14 protein-coding genes and 1 riboswitch are annotated in these 18,603 nt (G+C 51.9%); of the genes, 10 read left to right on the top strand and 4 right to left on the bottom strand.

Going from position 1 to position 18,603, the window contains the following annotated elements:
* Window positions 1-237: 237 nt before the first annotated feature.
* Entirely contained in the window at window positions 238-1,710 is a 1,473-nt protein-coding gene (gene zwf, locus PsAD46_RS23290) for a glucose-6-phosphate dehydrogenase (protein WP_063292807.1), read from the bottom strand.
* Between the two features lie 481 nt (window positions 1,711-2,191).
* Here zwf and ade point away from each other — a divergent pair, with 481 nt between their 5' ends.
* Together ade and PsAD46_RS23280 are read left to right on the top strand one after the other, a co-directional pair.
* The gene (gene ade / locus PsAD46_RS23285; RefSeq protein ID WP_063289707.1) at window positions 2,192-3,907 is read left to right on the top strand and encodes an adenine deaminase; all 1,716 of its coding nucleotides are present in this window, start codon (window positions 2,192-2,194) and stop codon (window positions 3,905-3,907) included.
* Between the two features lie 241 nt (window positions 3,908-4,148).
* Window positions 4,149-5,816, top strand: coding sequence for a long-chain fatty acid--CoA ligase (locus PsAD46_RS23280; protein WP_063292806.1), 1,668 nt, complete (start codon window positions 4,149-4,151; stop codon window positions 5,814-5,816).
* A 69-nt stretch (window positions 5,817-5,885) separates the two neighbouring features.
* Here PsAD46_RS23280 and PsAD46_RS23275 read toward each other — a convergent pair whose 3' ends face one another.
* The gene (locus PsAD46_RS23275) at window positions 5,886-6,860 is read right to left on the bottom strand and encodes a DMT family transporter (protein WP_057462666.1); all 975 of its coding nucleotides are present in this window, start codon (window positions 6,858-6,860) and stop codon (window positions 5,886-5,888) included.
* Between the two features lie 402 nt (window positions 6,861-7,262).
* On the opposite strand from PsAD46_RS23275, the gene PsAD46_RS23270 reads away from it, so the two are divergent.
* Window positions 7,263-9,566, top strand: coding sequence for a xanthine dehydrogenase family protein molybdopterin-binding subunit (locus tag PsAD46_RS23270; RefSeq protein ID WP_063307980.1), 2,304 nt, complete (start codon window positions 7,263-7,265; stop codon window positions 9,564-9,566).
* Between the two features lie 70 nt (window positions 9,567-9,636).
* Here PsAD46_RS23270 and PsAD46_RS23265 read toward each other — a convergent pair whose 3' ends face one another.
* Window positions 9,637-9,873 (bottom strand): Lrp/AsnC ligand binding domain-containing protein, encoded by a 237-nt coding sequence (locus tag PsAD46_RS23265; protein ID WP_057462693.1) that lies wholly within the window; start codon window positions 9,871-9,873, stop codon window positions 9,637-9,639.
* A 210-nt stretch (window positions 9,874-10,083) separates the two neighbouring features.
* A riboswitch (TPP riboswitch) is annotated at window positions 10,084-10,192 on the top strand.
* A gap of 41 nt (window positions 10,193-10,233) precedes the next feature.
* Here PsAD46_RS23265 and PsAD46_RS23260 point away from each other — a divergent pair.
* From PsAD46_RS23260 to PsAD46_RS23245, 4 genes are all read left to right on the top strand, one after another.
* Window positions 10,234-10,989 (top strand): hydroxyethylthiazole kinase, encoded by a 756-nt coding sequence (locus PsAD46_RS23260; protein WP_063307962.1) that lies wholly within the window; start codon window positions 10,234-10,236, stop codon window positions 10,987-10,989.
* Window positions 10,989-11,792 carry a bifunctional hydroxymethylpyrimidine kinase/phosphomethylpyrimidine kinase gene (thiD, locus tag PsAD46_RS23255; RefSeq protein ID WP_063292804.1) on the top strand — a complete coding sequence of 268 codons (804 nt, stop codon included), beginning with the start codon at window positions 10,989-10,991 and terminating at the stop codon, window positions 11,790-11,792. Before PsAD46_RS23260 ends, thiD begins: the two co-directional genes overlap by 1 nt.
* Window positions 11,793-11,804: 12 nt before the next feature.
* Window positions 11,805-12,908: a TRAP transporter substrate-binding protein gene (locus tag PsAD46_RS23250; protein ID WP_063307961.1), complete on the top strand. Its 1,104-nt coding sequence runs from the start codon at window positions 11,805-11,807 to the stop codon at window positions 12,906-12,908.
* Window positions 12,909-13,201: 293 nt separating this feature from the next.
* Window positions 13,202-14,470: an OmpP1/FadL family transporter gene (locus PsAD46_RS23245; RefSeq protein ID WP_057462662.1), complete on the top strand. Its 1,269-nt coding sequence runs from the start codon at window positions 13,202-13,204 to the stop codon at window positions 14,468-14,470.
* A gap of 63 nt (window positions 14,471-14,533) precedes the next feature.
* On the opposite strand, the gene PsAD46_RS23240 is transcribed toward PsAD46_RS23245, so the two are convergent.
* Window positions 14,534-15,313 (bottom strand): SDR family oxidoreductase, encoded by a 780-nt coding sequence (locus PsAD46_RS23240; RefSeq protein ID WP_063303439.1) that lies wholly within the window; start codon window positions 15,311-15,313, stop codon window positions 14,534-14,536.
* Between the two features lie 302 nt (window positions 15,314-15,615).
* Here PsAD46_RS23240 and PsAD46_RS23235 point away from each other — a divergent pair, with 302 nt between their 5' ends.
* From PsAD46_RS23235 to PsAD46_RS23225, 3 genes are all read left to right on the top strand, one after another.
* Complete coding sequence (locus PsAD46_RS23235) at window positions 15,616-16,386, top strand: UDP-2,3-diacylglucosamine diphosphatase (RefSeq protein ID WP_208981997.1); 771 nt, start codon at window positions 15,616-15,618, stop codon at window positions 16,384-16,386.
* Window positions 16,383-17,462 (top strand): glycosyltransferase family 1 protein, encoded by a 1,080-nt coding sequence (locus tag PsAD46_RS23230; protein WP_063307959.1) that lies wholly within the window; start codon window positions 16,383-16,385, stop codon window positions 17,460-17,462. The genes PsAD46_RS23235 and PsAD46_RS23230 overlap by 4 nt, the downstream gene beginning before the upstream one ends.
* Before the next feature lie 91 nt (window positions 17,463-17,553).
* Window positions 17,554-18,573, top strand: coding sequence for a threonine/serine dehydratase (locus tag PsAD46_RS23225; RefSeq protein ID WP_063307958.1), 1,020 nt, complete (start codon window positions 17,554-17,556; stop codon window positions 18,571-18,573).
* Window positions 18,574-18,603 lie beyond the last annotated feature (30 nt).

The raw sequence follows: 18,603 nt of genomic DNA, 5'->3' as shown, positions 1-18,603 counted from the left end.
TCTTGTGCTCTGCCTTTTGTTCTTTGACTTTTCATCAGTCAAACCGAATGACCAGATGCGGGATTGGGAGGAGGAAATCCCTGTTTTTGGTCGTTTTAATCGATTTAAATTCTGAGCCTAATTTTTATTCTGACAACTCTGCCCGTAGGCAATTTTGATTTTTTCGGGGATTGGCGCAAGTGGGAGAAATACTTGCAAGGGTGACCAGGTGCCAGCGGACCGGCACCTGGTGTTTAATCAATATGTTTCATCATGCCATGTACGGCCATCACGCTCGATAAGTGCGATGGAAGCAGATGGACCCCACGTGCCTGAGGTATAAGGCTTTGGAGCTTCTTTGATTTGGGACCATTGTTCAAGGATCGGATCGATCCATGTCCATGCCGCTTCGACTTCGTCACGACGCATGAACAGGGTCTGGTTGCCGCGGATCATATCCATGATGAGGCGCTCATAAGCATCCGGATGACGGGAGCTGAAAGCTTCAGCAAAGGTCATGTCCAGCGGTACTTCGCGCAAACGCATGGAACCCGGGCCCGGGTCCTTAATCATCACCTGCATTTTCACGCCTTCATCTGGCTGCAGGCGGATGACCAGCTTGTTTGCAGCAATCCGTCCAGCATCTGGCAGGAAGATGGAGTGAGGCAGGTCTTTGAATTGGATGGTGATTTCAGAAACACGAGCGGCAAGGCGTTTGCCAGTGCGCAGGTAGAACGGAACGTTGGCCCAACGCCAGTTCTCGATGTCTACTTTGGCAGCTACGAAGGTTTCAGTGTTGGAATCGTTGCGGCCCAGCTCTTCCAGATAACCCTTCACAGCACCGCCAGCAGATGCGCCAGCACGGTACTGACCGCGAACTGTGTTGCGCTCGACCATTTCGGTGCTCATTGGACGGAGGGCTTTGAGCACCTTCAGTTTCTCGTCGCGCACACTGTCTGGTGCCATGGATTCAGGTGGTTCCATAGCAACGAGGCAAAGCAGCTGAAGCAGGTGGTTCTGGACCATGTCGCGCAGAGCGCCTGCGGTGTCGTAGTAACCAGCGCGGCTTTCAACGCCGAGTGTTTCTGCCACGGTGATCTGTACGTGGTCGATGTGAGCCGCGTTCCAGAGTGGTTCAAACAGTACGTTGGCAAAGCGCAGAGCCATAAGGTTCTGAACGGTTTCTTTGCCGAGGTAGTGATCGATACGGAAAATCTGGTGCTCTTTGAACACGGAACCGATGGTTTCGTTAACTTCGTGAGCAGATCTGCCGTTCTTGCCGATCGGCTTCTCGATGGTGACGCGGGAGGTTTCTGTTACGAGGTTGTGTTCGCCAAGGGCGGAACAGATTGGGCCGAAGAAGTCTGGAGAAACAGAGAGGTAGAAAGCGCGGACAACGTCTTCGCGGCCTGCTAGCTTTTGTTCCAGAGCTTCCCAACCGGTGTTCTGAGCAACGTCAACGGAGACATATTGGATACGAGCGAGGAAGCGTTCGAGAGCTTCCTGATCTACTTCAGCGACGTGCTCACAAATGGCAGTACGGGCCCAGTCGCGGTACTCTGTATCGCTGAGCTCGCGGCGGGAAACTGCGATGATGCGCGCGTCTTCACCCAGATGACCGACTGGTTCGCGATGATAGAGAGCTGGGAGCAGCTTGCGGTGTGCAAGATCGCCGGTGCCTCCAAATACAACGAGATCAAATGGGTCAGATTGAGCTGGACGGTTCGCCATGAAGTTCCCTTAGTCGTGAGCCGGTATCGGATATCCGGCTTCAATTGCTTGGCATGCGGTATCAGTTGGAGAATTTGCAGGAGCAAGCCAGCAGGCCAACTGAATTAAATTTGATTGTAGAGTTGTGAGAGGCGCGGACGTGAGCCGCAAGCTTGGCAGATAGACTGCTCTTATCTGCATCAAAACTCATACAAAGGTTGCATTTATGAAATTGCACCTCTGTTTGATGCGGGTTTCATCAAAATGCAAGCAAAAATACGAATGTGCCTAGAAACTAGGCATTTCGGCGTGCTGAAAGGGGAAGTCGCCATCCAAAAAATGCAGTTTCTGTGGGTTTTGTTTTCTGACTGTCATGATTTGTACAATTCCAACAAGCATTTGTAATGGCGGCATTGGGGAGCTTGCGATCTTTTGCTAGGCTTGCCCCAAGGGAAATATAAATGAGGAGGCATGCCCTATGCTTCCTCTGGGAGGAAATGGCATGGGATCTCGTCAGCAAAAGGTTGCCGGTTTAAAAACACTCATCGATCAGGGGCAGGGCAATGTGCCTGCCGATCTGGTGTTGAAGAATGTTGAGCTGTTCAATGTGATCGACGGCAGTCTGACGAAGACCGACATTGCGATCTCCGGCGAGAAGATTGTTGGGACTTATGACAACTACAGCGGTGTGAACGAGATCGACTGCAGCGGCAAGATTGCCGTACCCGGCTTTATCGATACCCATCTTCATGTGGAATCATCGTTGGTGACACCGTTTGAGTTCGATCGTTGTGTGCTGCCTCACGGTGTGACGACTGCGATTTGTGATCCGCATGAGATTGCCAATGTGACCGGTGCTGCTGGCATCAAGTACTTCCTCGACAGCTCTGTTGAGACCATTCTGGATTTACGGGTGAACCTGTCTTCCTGTGTGCCTGCCACCAAATTTGAGACAGCTGGTGCTCAATTGGAGATTGATGATCTTTTGCCATTCAAGGATCATCCAAGCGTTATTGGTTTGGCGGAGTTTATGAACTTCCCTGGTGTGTTGGCTGGTGACCCGGATGCTTTGGCTAAGATTGCTGAGTTTGAAGGGGAGCATATTGATGGTCATGCGCCTTTGGTACGTGGCAAAGCCTTGAATGGCTACCTTGCTGCGGGCATTCGGACTGATCATGAAGCGACCACCGCAGAAGAAGCATTGGAGAAGATCTCTAAGGGCATGACGATCCTGATCCGAGAAGGATCTGTCTCCAAAGATCTGGATGCTTTAGCGCCTGTCCTGACGCCTGAACGGGCCAGTTTTGTTGCGCTTTGTACGGATGACAGGAATCCACTTGATATTGCGGAGGAGGGACATCTTGATTGTCTCATCAAGCGCCTGATTGCTCATGGATGTGCACCTCGTGATGTCTACCGTGCGGCAAGCTGGTCAGCAGCCACTGCGTTTGGTCTGCGAGATCGCGGATTGATCGCGCCGGGTTGGCGTGCGGATATTGTGTTGCTCAATGATTTGGAAAGCTGTGATGTGGATCAGGTGATCAGTGCTGGGCGTGTGGTTTCGGATGAGTTGTTTGCCAGCCGCAAGTTGATTGAGCCGGAAGGATTGCTGGACAGTTGCCATGCCGAACCAGTGCATGCAGAGAGCTTCCGTGTGCCTGCGCAGCGCGAAACATCAGTGATTGGTGTGAAACCGGGGCTGATTATCACCGAGCATCTGAAGAGGGATTTGCCCGTTGAACATAATTATTCCCAGATCGATTTGGGGCAGGATGCTATCAAGGTGGCTGTTGTGGAGCGTCATGGAAAGACAGGGAATATTGCGACAGGGTTCGTAAACGGGTTTGGAATGACATCGGGTGCGATTGCCTCCTCTGTTGGACATGACAGTCACAACATCTGTGTGGTTGGCGCTGATGAAGAGGCCATGGCAATTGCTGTGAACCGATGCATTGCGTTGCGCGGTGGATTTGTGGTTGCTGAAGGTGAAGAAGTGCTGGCTGAGATGGAACTGCCACTTGCCGGATTGATGAGTTTGGAGCGATTTGAGGTGGTCAAAGAGCGTTTGGAAGTGCTGCGCAAAGCTGCAAAATCGCTCAATTGTGTTCTACCAGAGCCGTTTTTGCAGGTCGCATTCTTGCCTCTTCCGGTTATTCCCCACCTTAAAATTACTGATTTTGGGCTTTTTGACGTGTCGAGTTTTCAGCTCATTCAATAGAGCAGAGCTTTGATATCTCTTGGGTTCTCGAGAAAAATTCAGTGGAATTGAGTAATGTGTCGTATTGAAGGTCAACCGTATGTCTGGGTTGACGCAATGGTAAACCTGCCGCAAATTCCACGCAAAGCATGATGATATAAGGTTTTTCTGATATGTTGCGCACATGAACCTTGGCGCTCAGCTTCGGTTTCCTGTCAACTTCGTCTGAAGAACTATAATAATTCGGGGAGGAGATCTGCGCATGGCGACAGGTCGTGAGGGACAAGTGGAATTTCCAATTCGTACTATCGATAGCTATCTGGATGATACGGTCAAAAATTATGCGCACCGTCCGGCTATCTACTTCATGGGCAAATCAACAAGCTACGGCGAATTGGGAGATTTCGTTGAGCGTGCTGCAGGTGCCCTGCAGGCGATGGGTGTGAAGAAGGGCGACAAGATCGGCCTTTGTCTGCCTAATACGCCGTACTACACCATTTTCTATTTTGCGATCATGAAAATTGGCGGTGTCGTCGTCAACTTCAACCCGCTTTATGTTGAGCGCGAAATCGCGTTTCAGGCGCGGGATTCTGGCGCACGCATCATGGTGACCATGGATCTTTCTGTGATCTATGATCGTGTGGAAGCTGTTCGTCAAGAAGGTGCTCTGGACAACATCATTGTATGTCCGATGGCTGACATTCTGCCTCAGCCTAAGAAGCTGTTGTTCCAGCTGTTCAAGCGGAAGGATGTTTCCAACATTCCAGCTGATAAAGCTCACATCCGTTTCAAAGATTTTCTTGCAAAGTCCAAAGGCATTACTCCGGTTGAAATCGAGCCGAAGGAAGATGTGGCGATCCTGCAGTATACCGGTGGTACGACTGGTGTGCCTAAGGGTGCGATGCTGACGCATTACAACATCACGTCAAACATGGAGATGCTGGAAAGCCATTACGGTGGCTTGAAGCGCGGCTACGAGAAGACACTTTGTGTGCTGCCATTCTTCCATGTGTTTGCGATGACTGTTCTGCAGAACCTTTCCATTCTAGGTGCGGCAGAAATGCTGCTTATGCCGCGGTTTGACCTGAAAGAACTGCTTGATCTGGCTGCGAAGAAGAAACCAACCTTGTTTGCTGCTGTGCCAACGCTTTACACCGCGATCAACAACAGTGAGCTAACTAAGAACTACGACCTGACATCAATCCGCTATTGTATGTCTGGTGGAGCGCCGCTGCCTGTTGAAGTGAAGCAGAAGTTTGAAGCCCTGACAGGCTGTGTTCTGGTGGAAGGCTACGGTCTGACAGAGAGCTCTCCGGTTGCCTCAGCTAACCCGATGGACGGAACAGGTAAAGACGGCTCTATCGGCGTTGTAATGCCGGGGACGACTATTGAGTTCCGTGATCTAGAAGATCTAGAGAAAACGGTTGAGCGCGGAGAAAAAGGTGAGCTTTGCATCATCGGTCCGCAGGTCATGAAGGGTTACTGGAACCGTCCTGATGAGACCGCTAAAACTCTGGAAGATGGCCGTGTGTTGCACACTGGTGATGTCGGTTACATGGATGATGAGGGTTTCATCTTCCTTGTTGATCGCATCAAGGACCTCATCATCTGTTCTGGCTACAACGTCTACCCGCGTGTGATCGAGGAGGCACTTTATCAGCATCCGTCCGTTGCTGAGGTTATCGTGATTGCTATTCCAGACGGGTATCGCGGTCAGGCACCGAAGGCCTTTGTGAAGCTGAAAGATGGTCAGAGCGCGACTGCAGAAGAGTTGAAAGACTTCCTGAAGGGGCACATCTCCAAGATTGAGATGCCGAAGGCGATTGAATTCCGTGAGGAGCTGCCAAAGACCATGGTTGGTAAACTCTCCAAGAAAGAGCTGGTTGAGGAAGAGGCTGCCAAGACTCGCAGCACTGAAAACGCCAGTTGATAGCTACTTCGTGAAAAAAGAAAAGCCCTCGCATTTGCGAGGGCTTTTTGCTTGAGCTTAGCGTTTGCTCTAGTGCGTTTTCGTGGGCGCTGTTCCAGTTGCCACTTTCTTGCCCAGCACAGTCTCGCGGTGCAGGGTGTAAAGGGAAGCTGCGACGATAATTGCGCCACCAAGGTATGTGGTCCAGAGCGGCCAGATGCCGAAGATTACGACAGAAATGATTGCCGCGTAGACAAGGCGGATATAATCAAACGGTGCAATCACAGAGGCCTCACCAAACTTGAGGGCCTGAATGTTGCTCATCTGAGCGCTCCAGCTAACACCTGCCAGCAAGAGCAGTAGGATCGCATCATTTAGGTTGATTGATACCCAATAATAGATGCCGAAGGGGGCCATGATCAGACCCACAAAAGTTGCTTGAAAGGTCAGAATCGTGATGGGCTGATCAACCTGAGTGACCTTGCGCAGGATGATGCCTACGAGTGCGGCACAGGCTGAGGCCAGGATCGCCATGAAGCTGTAGATGCTCATTTCCGCGCCGGTGCCGGGCTGGACGATGACCATCACCCCGATGAAGCCAAGGATAGTCGCCGAAATTCGGTGAATGCCGATAACTTCTTTCAGGAAGAAAACTGCAAAGATCGTGATGAAAAACGTGCGTGCAAAACCAATTACTGTGCTTTCAGCAAGAGGTAGGTGAATGACTGCGGTGAAGCCGAAATACATTGCAGAGGACGCAAGCAGGATGCGGCCCAGGTGAAGCAGTGGAGCCTGTGTTTTGAGCGAACCCGGAAATCCTTTGATAATGATCGGTGCTGAGATCACCAGCATGAAAAACTGGCGCAGCATAAGGATTTGAGTAACGTGTAAGCGGTCGCCGAGCAGCTTGATGATGGTGCTCATGACGGCCATAAGGAATGTTGCCAGAAGGGCCCAGCAGATGCCGCGTGTGTTATTGGACAGGCTTTGCCATTTTGCGGAAAACCTTGTTTTTAACGCAGCAGATGATGAGCTGCCTTCAGGCTCTGCTGAAGGAACAGGCATGTAACTGCTTTCGAAGCTGCCTTGATACGATCAAAACGACCAGACCCGATGTCTGGTGCAAAATGGTGTGCGCCAGGGGGCGGACAACGTAACAAAGATCAGATGGGTGTATGGCTTAAATAACCTAATGTTTGCGGTTTGGTCAAATTCTAAAACAAATTTTAGCTTGAGAGTTTCGACAGTAAGCACGAAGCTGCCGACAACTTAGAGCTCTAAGTACCCTTCCGTAATTTGCTCTAAATAATGCGGTAATGACCTTAAGTCACTCTGGAAAATACACCTCTGTGGTGAACCAGAAAACACTTGCAGCCTGAGAAAAGCACTGTACGTTCTCTGCTGATACGTAAAAAGCTGTATTGGGAGGTGCGGTGTTGGGTCGCTCTCCAGATTTTTGAGGTTTTCATGAATCAGGTTGCTACACCGAAGTTTGGAATTGGTGCTCCCGTTCGCCGAAAAGAAGATGCTGCCTTTATTTCTGGCAAGGGCCATTACACGGATGACCTGAAGGTGGCTGGTGCAGCACATGCCGTTGTTTTGCGGTCTCCTCTCGCGTTTGCCAAGTTCACCTTAGAGGGAGTGGATGAAGCACGGGCTATGGATGGTGTGCAGCTTATTCTGACTGCTGCGGATCTTGAAGGAACGAACTCTATCCCATGTAAAGCAGTGCTTCGGCAGCTGGATGGGACGAAGCACTGGGTGCCTCATCGTGAAGTTCTTTGCTCTGATACAGCCCGGTTTGTTGGTGATGCTCTTGCGTTTGTTGTTGCCGATACGGTGGAGCAAGCGCGGGCTGCGATGGAGGCGATTGAGGTTGACTACGAGGATGTTGATCCGGCAATCGGAACTGAAGCAGCCTTAGAAGACGGCGCTCCGCTTGTGTGGCCTGAGCATGGGTCTAATGAGGCCTTTCACATTGGTATGGGTAACAAGGAGGCGATGGAAGAGGCCTTCCAGAAGGCGCATCATGTTACCAAGATCAAGGTGATCAACAACCGTCTGGTGTCCAATGCGATTGAGCCGCGAGCTTGTATTGGCGAGTTTGATGGTGAGAGCGGCAGGTATACGCTGACCACTGGAACGCAGGGCGGTCATGGGATGCGTGATCTGATTGCCAAGAACATACTCAACGTCGACCCTAAAGATATCCGCGTTGTGACACCTGATGTGGGTGGTGGTTTTGGAACCAAGATGTTCACCTATCTTGAATACCCACTTTGCCTGATTGCCGCGAAACGTCTTGGTCATCCCGTGAAATGGCTTCAGGAGCGTACTGAGCACTTCATGTCTGATGCGCATGGCCGGGATAATGTATCCACGGCTGAGCTTGCGCTTGATGAAAACGGTAAGATGATCGGCCTCAAAGTGCATGTGCTTGCAAACATGGGCGCTTATCTGCACGAATTTGGCCCAGGCATTCCGCAGATCGGTATCACCATGACCCCCGGTCTTTACGATATCCCCGCAACGTGGGTGGAAGCGACAGGCGTTTATACCAATACAGTGCCGGTGGATGCGTTCCGAGGGGCAGGGCGTCCGGAAGCGCTTTATCTGATGGAACGACTGGCAGACAAAGCTGCGCATGAGATGGGTATGGATCCGGCGAAGTTTCGTCGTCAAAGTTTTATCCCCGATGCAGCTCTGCCTTATACGACAGCGCTTGGCCGCATGTATGATACGGGTTCCTTTGGAACTCATCTTACCAAGGCGCTCGATGAGATCCATTATTCAACGTTTGCAGAGCGTGAAGCGGAGAGCCGTGCGAAAGGGCTATACCGTGGTGTTGGGCTATCGACTTATGTGGAGGCGTGTGCCTTTGCCGGTGGTGAGGAAGCTAAGCTTGAGCTGAACACGAACGGCAGCGTTACTTTGCTGATTGGAACGCAGAGCAACGGTCAGGGTCACGCCACCGCTTATGGCCAAGTTATTGCAGAACATCTTGGTTTGCAGCTTGATCAGGTTGAGATGGTGCAGGGAGATACGGACCGTGTTGCGACTGGTGGTGGTACCGGTGGATCGCGGTCCATTCCGATTGGAATGCCATCTGTGAAAGCGGCTTCTGAAACGCTGGTGAAGAAGATCAAAGAGATCGCCAGTGAGAAGCTTGAGGTTGGTGTTGGGGATCTGACGTTGGAAGACGGGCAGGTGCGCGTGGTTGGTACCGACCAACAAGTCAGCCTTGTTGATGTGGCTGGTTCGCAACCGGAGACCTTGAGTGCAGCGGAAAAAGTCATGCAGGATGAATGTACTTATCCCAATGGCACGCATGTGTGTGAGGTGGAGATTGATCCGGAAACGGGCAAGACGGACGTGGTCAGTTATGTGATCGTGGATGATTTTGGCGTGACGGTGAATCCGATGCTTTTGGCTGGTCAGGTGCATGGTGGTGCGGGCCAGGCGATTTCGCAGGCGCTGTGTGAGAACACGGTTTATGATGAAACCGGGCAGCTGCTGTCAGCATCCTTCATGGACTATCATGTTGCACGTGCTGATGATTTGCCAAATTTCGACTTCTCGACGAGCAATGTTCCTTCCACGACAAATGCGATGGGCATCAAAGGGGCTGGTGAGGCTGGTTCTATTGGAGCGGCGCCGGCGGTGATGAATGCTGTGCAGTATGCGTTGCGCAAGAATGCAGGTGTCGAGCATATAGATATGCCCGCGACGCCGGTTGCTGTCTGGAGTGCTATTCAGGACGCTCAGAATTAAGCTATCAAGATCGTAAAGCTTGAAAAGAGATTGTGCAGGCGGGCTGGTGTCCCGCCTGTTTTCGTAGGTATCAGAACGCTTTGAAGGTGATGATGGTTCTGGTATCCTGGATGCCTTCGAAGACCTGAACCTTGTTTGCAACGAAGTGTCCGATGTCTTCGTTATCATCGATGTAGAATTTGGCCAGCAGGTCGAAATCCCCGGAGGTGGAGTAGATCTCGGAGGCGACTTCCGCGTCTGCGATGGCGTTGGCAACCTGATAGGTTTTTCCGAGCTGGCATTTGATCTGTACAAAGAACGGAATCATAAATCTGCTATCCTTCTGTCCCGAAAGGCTGATTTGTCTTTCAGGGATGCGCTCAAATTTGAGTTTGCGTTGTTTTGTGAGCATTTTGCGTTGAAGCTGCGTTTTTTTGCAAGCTTTTGCGTTTTTTAAGCGAAATCTACCCCCAGTTGCCTTTTGTCGCTGCCTCTCGTTTCCGCTTGCAGTTCGCTCTCTTGTTTGCTAGCAAAAAATTCTAACCAATGGGGGTGCTCGGAAGTGACTGACGGGCTGAGAGGCGCAAAGCCAACTCCTAGAACCTGATCCGGATTGTGCCGGCGGAGGGAATTGGGATGAGTACCAAGGTAATCGTTCCCGCCGTAATCTATAGGGGAGCGAAAACAAATGTCCTACACAAATGAAAATCTCTGGGAAGTCTTTGAGAGCGTGCGTGAGCGTGGTGTTCGGGTTCATTGCCTGACGAACTCTGTTGCGCAGAGCCTTACCGCGAACATCATGTTGGCTTGTAACATTGTGCCGTCTATGACAGCAGCCCATGATGAAATTCCTGCATTCATCGAGAGTGTTGACGGGTTGCTCCTCAATCTTGGTACGCTGGATGGAAAGCGGCGGCATGGTATTCGGCTTGGGCTTGAAGGGGCTGCCAAAAAATCTATGCCCGTGGTGCTGGACCCGGTTAAAGTAGATCGCTCAGACATTCGCATGGAGTTTGCGAAAGATATTTTGAAAGAGAATGTTTCGATCCTCAAAGCAAACATGACTGAGAGCGCTGGGCTGAGTGGAGCTGTCACCGAGAACACACTGATTGTGCGCACCGGTATTGAAGACGCTGTGTTTGGCCGGGAGACGACCTATACCGTGGGCAATGGGCATGCTTATATGGACAAGGTGACTGGCATTGGCTGTGCGCTGGGCGGTGTGCTGGCTGGTTTCGCCGCTACCGAGCCAGATAAGGAACTTGCCGTGCTTGCTGCACTTGCTGTCTATGGTGTATGCGGCGAGATTGCCGCAGAGCAGGCGAACGGACCGGGAAGCTTCACTCCAGCTTTCATCGATACCCTTTATGGCTTGAAGGCTGACCAGTTCAACGAGCGTCTCAAGCTCGAAACAATGAATAATAAAGGTGGGGTATTGGCCTAATGAGTGCGATTGCAGTCACAATTGCAGGGTCGGATTCCGGTGGTGGTGCCGGAATTCAAGCAGACCTGAAGGCCTTTTCGGCTCGTGGGGTCTATGGGGCCAGTGTCATCACTGCACTGACGGCCCAAAATACCAAAGGTGTGACAGGTATTCATGATGTGCCGCCAGCATTTGTGGCAGAGCAGATGGATGCTGTTTTTTCTGACCTGAAGGTGGATGCCGTGAAAATCGGCATGCTTTCACAGCCAGAGATTATCGCTGTTATTGCCACAAAGCTGGCGGAATATAATGTTAAGCGCGTCATCCTTGATCCGGTGATGGTTGCAACTTCTGGTGATGTTTTGTTGCAAAACTCCGCCGTTTCGGTCCTGAAGCAGAAGCTGTTTCCCATGGCGGCGTTGATTACGCCGAACATGCAGGAAGCGGCCTTTTTGCTGGACCAGCCGGTAGCCGAAACCCGTGAAGACATGCACAGACAAGCGTTACTGCTGCTGGACATGGGTGCTAACGGGGTTCTGCTGAAAGGCGGACACGGATCTGATGATACCTGTGATGATCTCTTCCTCTCCCGTGATGTGGAGAGGTGGTATACGGCGCCAAGACATAAAACGCAGAATACACATGGGACTGGCTGTACCTTGTCCTCTGCGATTGCAGCGGAACTGGCCAAGGGGTTGGAGCTGCAAGATGCCATTGGTGAAGCGAAAGAATATATTAGTCAGGCGATTAAAGCTGCGGATACGCTTGACGTAGGCGAGGGACATGGGCCTGTGCACCATTTCCATGAATTCTGGTCTGAATAAAAGGCGGAGATAATGACCAAGAACAAAGAAAACAATCTGACCCGCCGTCAGGCGCTGGGGCTAACTGCTGGGGCGGTTGCCGGTAGCGCTGCACTTGCTGCACCTGCACTGGCTCAGGATGCTGATCCGGTGATCGAATGGCGCATGGTGACCAGCTGGCCCAAGAACCTGCCGGGCCCTGGCATGTCTGCGCAACGCATTTGTGATCGCATCAACATTATGAGTAATGGTCGGATGCGTGTGCGCCTGTTTGCTGCAGGTGAGCTGGTTCCTGCTTTTGAGGTGTTTGACGCTGTTTCAAGCGGCACTGCACAGATGGGTCATTCAGTTGCTTTGTACTGGGCTGGCAAGATGCCGGGTTCGGTGTTTTTTACGACTGTTCCTTTCGGTCTGCTGCCTCAGGAGCACACTGCCTGGGTGGACCAGATGGGTGGACAGGAACTTTGGGATGAGCTTTATGCGCCATTTGGTGTGAAGCCGTTTATGGCTGGTAATGCTGGCCCAACCATGGCGGGCTGGTATCGTGAGCCTGTTGAGACGCTGGATGACCTGAAAGGGCGCAAACTGCGCATGGTAGGTCTTGGTGGTGAAATCATGCGCAAGCTTGGTGTTACTCCGGTCAACATTCCAGCTTCCGAGATTTTCACCAGTCTGCAAACGCGTGTGGTGGATGGTGTAGAGTTTCTCGGTCCATGGACAGACAGTGCGCTGGGCTTCCATAAACTGGTCAAATACTACTACGGTCCGGGCTTTAATAAGCCAAACGGCACCGGTGAGGCAATTGTGAATGCGGTTGCTTTGGAAGGTTTGCCAGCTGAGCTTCAGGCGGTGGTTGAAGAGGCTTGCCGTGTGGAAGCTGACTTGGCGCTTTCTGAGGCCAATGCGCAGAATGCAGCGAGCCTTAAGGTGCTGCAGGAAGAGCATGGGGTAGAGATTCGCGAATTCCCGGAAGAGGTTCTTGCAGCATTGAAGAAAACCAGTGTTGAGGTGCTGGATATCTATACCCAGAAAGACAAAACAGCTCGTAAGATTTATGAGAGTTACATAGAAGCGCAGGAGCTTCTGGCGGGGTGGAGCGCTCTTTCACTGGGCAAAAACATCTCTGCAAGAAGTTAACTGGCAGATCAAATCGCGTTTGAAGGGCCCTCCATTTGGAGGGCCTTTTGTTATGCGGACGTTTTGTCACAGAAAATGTTTTAGTGTACCTGCCTGAAATGCGAATACCCAAGTGATTGTAAGTGAGCTGGGCATTGTTGTTTTATGAAGTCGACGCCTCATACCTTTAAATATGCCAGTGCAATTACTCTTTAATATTTTCAATCATGAGGAAGAGAGCCGAATCAATAAGTAACTCGTAGGTTGATCATGGCACTGCTTGAATGTTTTCTTGAGAACAGAAAGTACCGTGCATGTCCAGATATTTACCCATTACGATCGCTAGCCTTTCTTCCTTGCTGATTGCGTCTGATGCATTTGCCGGTGCTTTTGCTGTTCGTGAGCAATCTGCGTGGTATCAGGGGCTCTCCTTTGCGGGAAATGCAACTGTCTCTAAAAGCCTCTCCAGCATGTACTGGAACCCGGCGACCATGACTGGTCATGATGGGGTGCAGGTGGAAACTTCGCAGACATTTGTGTTCCCACGTGCAACGATTGATCTGGATACGGCGACGATTGATGCGCTGAGCATTCCTGTAACCGGCGTGCCATATTCCTCAGGTGACATTGGCGTGGATGCCTGGGTGCCAGCAGGATATGGCACTTGGAAGATTAATGACCGCCTTACTCTTGGCGTCAGTTCCAATGCACCTTATGGCTTTGAAACCAAACCTCAAATTGAATGGGCGGGGCAGGTCTATGCGCGGTCTTCCCGTGTGCTTTCTGTCAATGTTACGCCGATGGCGGCTTATGAAGTCACCGAAAAATTCTCTGTTGGGGTTGGGTGGCAGCTTCAATATTTGCAAGTGAGGCTGAAGTCTGCGACGGGTGTTCCGCCAATTGCTGCGAATTCACCAACTGCGGAACTGCGCGGCGAAGACTACAATCTCGGATTTGGGGCAACCCTTGGAGCTCTTTTTAAGCCGTGGGAAGGCACTCAGCTTGGTATTGGGTATCGCTCGCCCATTGAGCACAACCTTAAGGGGCGGCTTGTGGTCGGTGGTGGCACGCCAACTCCAATTCGTTCCAACATCATTATGCCAGAGACTGTGACAGTTTCCTTCCAGCAGGTATTGAATGAGCGCTGGCGCGGGATGGGCACGTTTGAATGGACGCATTGGTCACGGTTTAGCACTTTCCCGGTGTTCAATCTGCAGGATCAGGTGGTTTCCGAGTTACCGTTCCAATACAACGACGGCTACTTCATCTCGCTTGGTACGGAGTATGATTTCACTCAGAACATCACTGGTCGGTTTGGGCTGGCTTATGAGTGGTCTCCAATCGACGAAGCGAACCGGACACCACGACTGCCTGATTCAAACCGGTTCTGGCTGAGTGCCGGGGTGAGTTACTTCTACGAGGACTGGCTGGAAGTTGATTTTGGCTACTCGCATATCTTTCCAGAAAGCTCAAACATCAACATCAACCCGGACCACCCGTTCTATGAGGGCATTACCATTCAAGGGCCGGTCAATGACACCAATGTTGACATCATCAGCTTTGGTGCACGTTTGAAGTTCTAAGACGCCGCAAAAGCTAAATTGGTTTGCCTCCCTGCAGGGTGACTGCGGGGAGGCTTTTCGTTTTTAGAAAGCGCTTGGGTAGAGGCCGCCGTCGAGCAGGAGATTCTGGCCTGTGATGTATCCAGCATGGGCTGAGCACATGAAGGCGCAGGCTTTGCCGAACTCTTCCGGATTGCCGAGACGCCTTGCAGGGATCTCTTCTGAAGACAGGCGTTTGGCTTCTTCGATGGAGATGCCGGTCTGCTCTGCCTGACGCTCGAAACCACCTTTCAGGCGGTCGGTGTCGAACTTGCCGGGCAGCACATTGTTGATGGTGACATTGTGCTGGGCGTATTGGCGGCAGACGCCTGCCAGGAATGCGGTAAGACCTGCACGGGCACCACTGGACAGGTCCAGCCCCTCGATTGGCATCTTCACAGACATGGAGGTTATGTTGACGATGCGGCCAAAACGGCGCTCTGCCATGCCATCAATGACTGCTTTGATCAGTTCGATCGGGGTGATCATGTTCTGGATGACACCGTCCTGAATTGCCTGACGATCCAGCTCTTTGAAGTCTTTGCGTGGCGGGCCGCCGTTGTTGTTGACGAGGATGTCCGGGTTTGGGCACGCTTTGAGAACGGCTTGCTGGCCTTCTGGTGAGGAGATATCTGCTGCCACGGGAATGACTGAGATATTGTGTTGTGCTGCCAGTTCGCTCGCGATTTGGTCTAGTCGTTGCTCGTTGCGTCCGTTGATTACGAGATCACACCCAGCCTCTGCCAGTGCTTTTGCTGTTCCCAAACCCAGCCCGCGGCTGGATGCGCAGACAATGGCTTTGCGCCCCTCAATACCCAAGTGCATTTCAACATCCTAATGAATCGGTGAATTGTGAAGGGCAGCCTACATTCTCAGAAAGGTTTGAGCCAGTCAGGATCAAGCTTAGCAAGCAAATAGAATATTCACTTGAATTGCAGGCACTTGATTTTCTCTCCCCTAATAAACGGGGAGTAATGTTACTTGAGGTTCAAGCAAGAAGCTGACAGGTTTGAGTATATACATCCTGTCATATTTGTTTCTTGTGAATCAATTTAAAGGAAAGAAGGTTTTCTTATTCCGGAGGCTTTGTGGTGACCGGGGATTCTACTAGTAAAAAATACAGAAGCTTGTTTTTGTCTGATGTGCATCTGGGCACACGCGGATGTCAGGCTGATCTCTTACTGGACTTTTTGAAGCAAAACGACGCTGACACGGTTTATCTTGTCGGCGACATTATTGATGGCTGGCGGCTGAAACGGTCCTGGTATTGGCCTCAGCTGCATAATGATGTGGTGCAGAAGCTCTTGCGCAAAGGTCGCAAAGGGGCACGGATCGTTTACATCCCCGGCAATCATGATGAGTTCCTGCGGGACTTCTTCGGCATTCACTTTGGGGGGGTCGAGGTTGTTGATCAGGTCATTCATGAAGGGGCCAATGGCAAGAGGTATCTTGTCATTCACGGTGACCAGTTTGATGTGGTGGTGCGCCATGCAAAGTGGCTGGCCTTCTTTGGTGACTGGGCTTATGTGAGTGCGCTCAATCTCAATACAGTGTTGAATTATTGCCGTCGTAAGCTTGGGCTGACCTACTGGAGCCTTTCTGCGTGGGCGAAGCTGAAGGTAAAGAACGCCGTCAACTTCATTGGCAAGTTTGAGGAAACGCTGGTTTCGGAGGCACAGCGTCAGAAGGTGGATGGGGTGATCTGCGGTCATATCCATCATGCGGCTGATCATGAGACCAACGGTATCCATTACATCAACACTGGTGATTGGGTGGAGAGCTGCACTGCCGTTGCTGAGAACTTTGATGGAACGTTTGAGGTTATTCATTGGGGCGATGGCAAACGGGGCGAGAGTGAGACTACCAGCGAGAGTTCTGACGGACGGGTGGCGGCATGAGCTCGATCCTGATTGTCACCGATGCGTGGAAGCCTCAGATCAACGGCGTTGTGCGGACGCTGGAGCGACTTTCAGTCGAGCTGCGCTCTATGGGTATTCGGGTTGAGTTCCTGACGCCGCAATCGTTCCATAGCATTCCTATGCCGTCTTATGGTGAGATCCGGCTGAGCCTGACGCTGCCGCATATCGTGCGTGGGTTTATTGAGAAGTATGACTGCGATCATCTGCATATCGCGACCGAAGGACCGTTGGGTCTTATGGCGCGGCAGGTGGCAAAGCGAGACGGGCGTGTCTTCACCACCAGTTATCACACGCGCTTTCCTGAGTATTTGCAGGCACGCTATCCGGTGCCGCTGTCCTTTAGCTATTCCTGGTTGCGCCGTTTTCATAACAGCGGTCAGGGGTGCATGGTTGCGACGAGTACTCTGGAAGCTGACCTGCGTATGCGTGGGTTTGACAATCTGCTGCGCTGGTCGCGCGGGGTGGATCATCAGCGGTTCCGACCAATGCGGACCAGCCTGCTGGATCACTTGCCAGGGCCGCGATTTTTATATGTGGGACGTGTGGCTGTTGAGAAGAATATCGAGGCGTTTTTGCAGCTTTCTTTGCCGGGAACCAAAGTGGTTGTTGGCGGAGGCCCGCAGCTGGAGGAGCTCAAGGTTGCTTATCCGGAGGTGTTGTTTACCGGGCCTGTCGTTGGTGATGAGCTGATTGAGTATTATGCAAACTCGGATGTGTTTGTGTTTCCGAGCCAGACCGACACGTTTGGCAATGTGCTGCTGGAAGCGCTTGCTTGCGGGACACCGGTGGCGGCCTTTCCTGTGATGGGGCCGATTGATGTGATTGGCAACAGTGGGGCAGGTGTGCTGAAGAATGATCTTCAGGCGGCGGCACTGGAAGCGCTGGAGGTCTCGCGGGATCATTGCCGGGATGTTGCCCTGCGATTTACGTGGCGGGCAAGTGCCGAGCAGTTTCTGGCCAATGCTGAACATGCCTATGACCCTGCATTTACTGCAGGATTCCGGCAGGACCTGTATGCGGGCGAAGGCTCTGTTGGAAATCACCTGAATGGTTGAGTGGATCTCCTTGAGCTGTGATCAGAATATCTGAAACCCTCGTAGATTTGCGTGCTATACAGGGCGGCATATTGCTGTTGCCGAGGTTCTTATGGTTTTAGATGTTTCCAGTCCAGTCGAACTCACTTTTTCCGAAATTGAAAAAGCAAGAACAAGGCTGCAAGGCTATGCCAGCCTGACACCGCTTCTGAACTTTCCGGTGTTGGATGAACAGGTGAATGGCCGTGTCTTTATTAAAGCGGAAAACCTGCAGCGCACCGGGTCTTTCAAGTTTCGAGGTGCGTTCAATCGCCTTTCCCTGATCCCGCAGGAACAGCGGCCCGCTGGTGTGGTTGCGTGCTCTTCCGGAAACCATGCGCAGGGCGTTGCAGCTGCTGCGAAGATCCTTGGTTTTCCGGCGGTGATTGTGATGCCTGAGGATGCGCCTCAGCTGAAGATCCAGCGGACGAAAGCGCTGGGGGCGGAGGTTGTGCTTTACGATCGTGAGAGCGAGGACCGCGAGGCGATTGCCCGTGGTCTTTGTGAGGAGCGCGGTGCGACGTTCATCCACCCTTACAATGACAGCGGTGTGATTGTGGGACAGGGTACGACCGGGCTTGAAATTGCGGAACAGTGTGAGGTTCTGGGTGTCACGCCTGATGTGTTGATCAGCTGTACTGGTGGCGGTGGTCTGACCAGCGGTATTGCACTGGCGCTGGAAACGAGCCTGCCTGAGTGTCAGATTTACACGGCAGAGCCTGCTGGTTTTGATGATTATGCGCGCTCACTTGAAGCTGGGACACGTGTTCGCAATGCTGCTCTGGGTGGTTCTGTGTGCGATGCGGTGCTGACTGAAATGCCGGGGGACAAAGGCTTTTCAGTTTTGAGCAGGCGTCGGGCAAAAGGTCTGCGTGTCACAGATGTCGAGGCGATGAAAGCGGTTGCCTTTGCATATTTTGAACTGAAACTGGTTGTTGAACCGGGCGCAGCTGTTGCTCTGGCTTCTGTGTTGTTTGGCAAGATTGACCTTGCCGGGAAGACGGCAGTGATCACGATCTCCGGCGGCAATGTGGATCCTGCTGTCTTTCAGAAGGCATTGAAGCAGTACTCTGCAGAGAAAGCGCCTGCATAAGAAAAAAGCCGTTTGCGCTGAAAAGGAGGC

The sequence above is a fragment of the Pseudovibrio sp. Ad46 genome (genome assembly GCF_001623065.1).
GTDB lineage: Bacteria > Pseudomonadota > Alphaproteobacteria > Rhizobiales > Stappiaceae > Pseudovibrio.
Note: the sequence above shows the minus strand (reverse complement) of the source record. Positions and strands in the feature narration are given on the sequence as shown.

Excerpts from the sequence above, each read along its gene's own strand:
- PsAD46_RS23275 (WP_057462666.1), bottom strand. The coding sequence starts at position 6,860 with ATGCCTGTTCCTTCAGCAGAGCCTGAAGGCAGCTCATCATCTGCTGCG.
- ade (WP_063289707.1), top strand. The coding sequence starts at position 2,192 with ATGGGATCTCGTCAGCAAAAGGTTGCCGGTTTAAAAACACTCATCGAT.
- PsAD46_RS23240 (WP_063303439.1), bottom strand. The coding sequence starts at position 15,313 with ATGCACTTGGGTATTGAGGGGCGCAAAGCCATTGTCTGCGCATCCAGC.
- PsAD46_RS23250 (WP_063307961.1), top strand. The coding sequence starts at position 11,805 with ATGACCAAGAACAAAGAAAACAATCTGACCCGCCGTCAGGCGCTGGGG.
- PsAD46_RS23265 (WP_057462693.1), bottom strand. The coding sequence starts at position 9,873 with ATGATTCCGTTCTTTGTACAGATCAAATGCCAGCTCGGAAAAACCTAT.
- PsAD46_RS23245 (WP_057462662.1), top strand. The coding sequence starts at position 13,202 with ATGTCCAGATATTTACCCATTACGATCGCTAGCCTTTCTTCCTTGCTG.
- PsAD46_RS23270 (WP_063307980.1), top strand. The coding sequence starts at position 7,263 with ATGAATCAGGTTGCTACACCGAAGTTTGGAATTGGTGCTCCCGTTCGC.
- PsAD46_RS23225 (WP_063307958.1), top strand. The coding sequence starts at position 17,554 with ATGGTTTTAGATGTTTCCAGTCCAGTCGAACTCACTTTTTCCGAAATT.
- zwf (WP_063292807.1), bottom strand. The coding sequence starts at position 1,710 with ATGGCGAACCGTCCAGCTCAATCTGACCCATTTGATCTCGTTGTATTT.
- PsAD46_RS23280 (WP_063292806.1), top strand. The coding sequence starts at position 4,149 with ATGGCGACAGGTCGTGAGGGACAAGTGGAATTTCCAATTCGTACTATC.
- PsAD46_RS23260 (WP_063307962.1), top strand. The coding sequence starts at position 10,234 with ATGTCCTACACAAATGAAAATCTCTGGGAAGTCTTTGAGAGCGTGCGT.
- thiD (WP_063292804.1), top strand. The coding sequence starts at position 10,989 with ATGAGTGCGATTGCAGTCACAATTGCAGGGTCGGATTCCGGTGGTGGT.
- PsAD46_RS23230 (WP_063307959.1), top strand. The coding sequence starts at position 16,383 with ATGAGCTCGATCCTGATTGTCACCGATGCGTGGAAGCCTCAGATCAAC.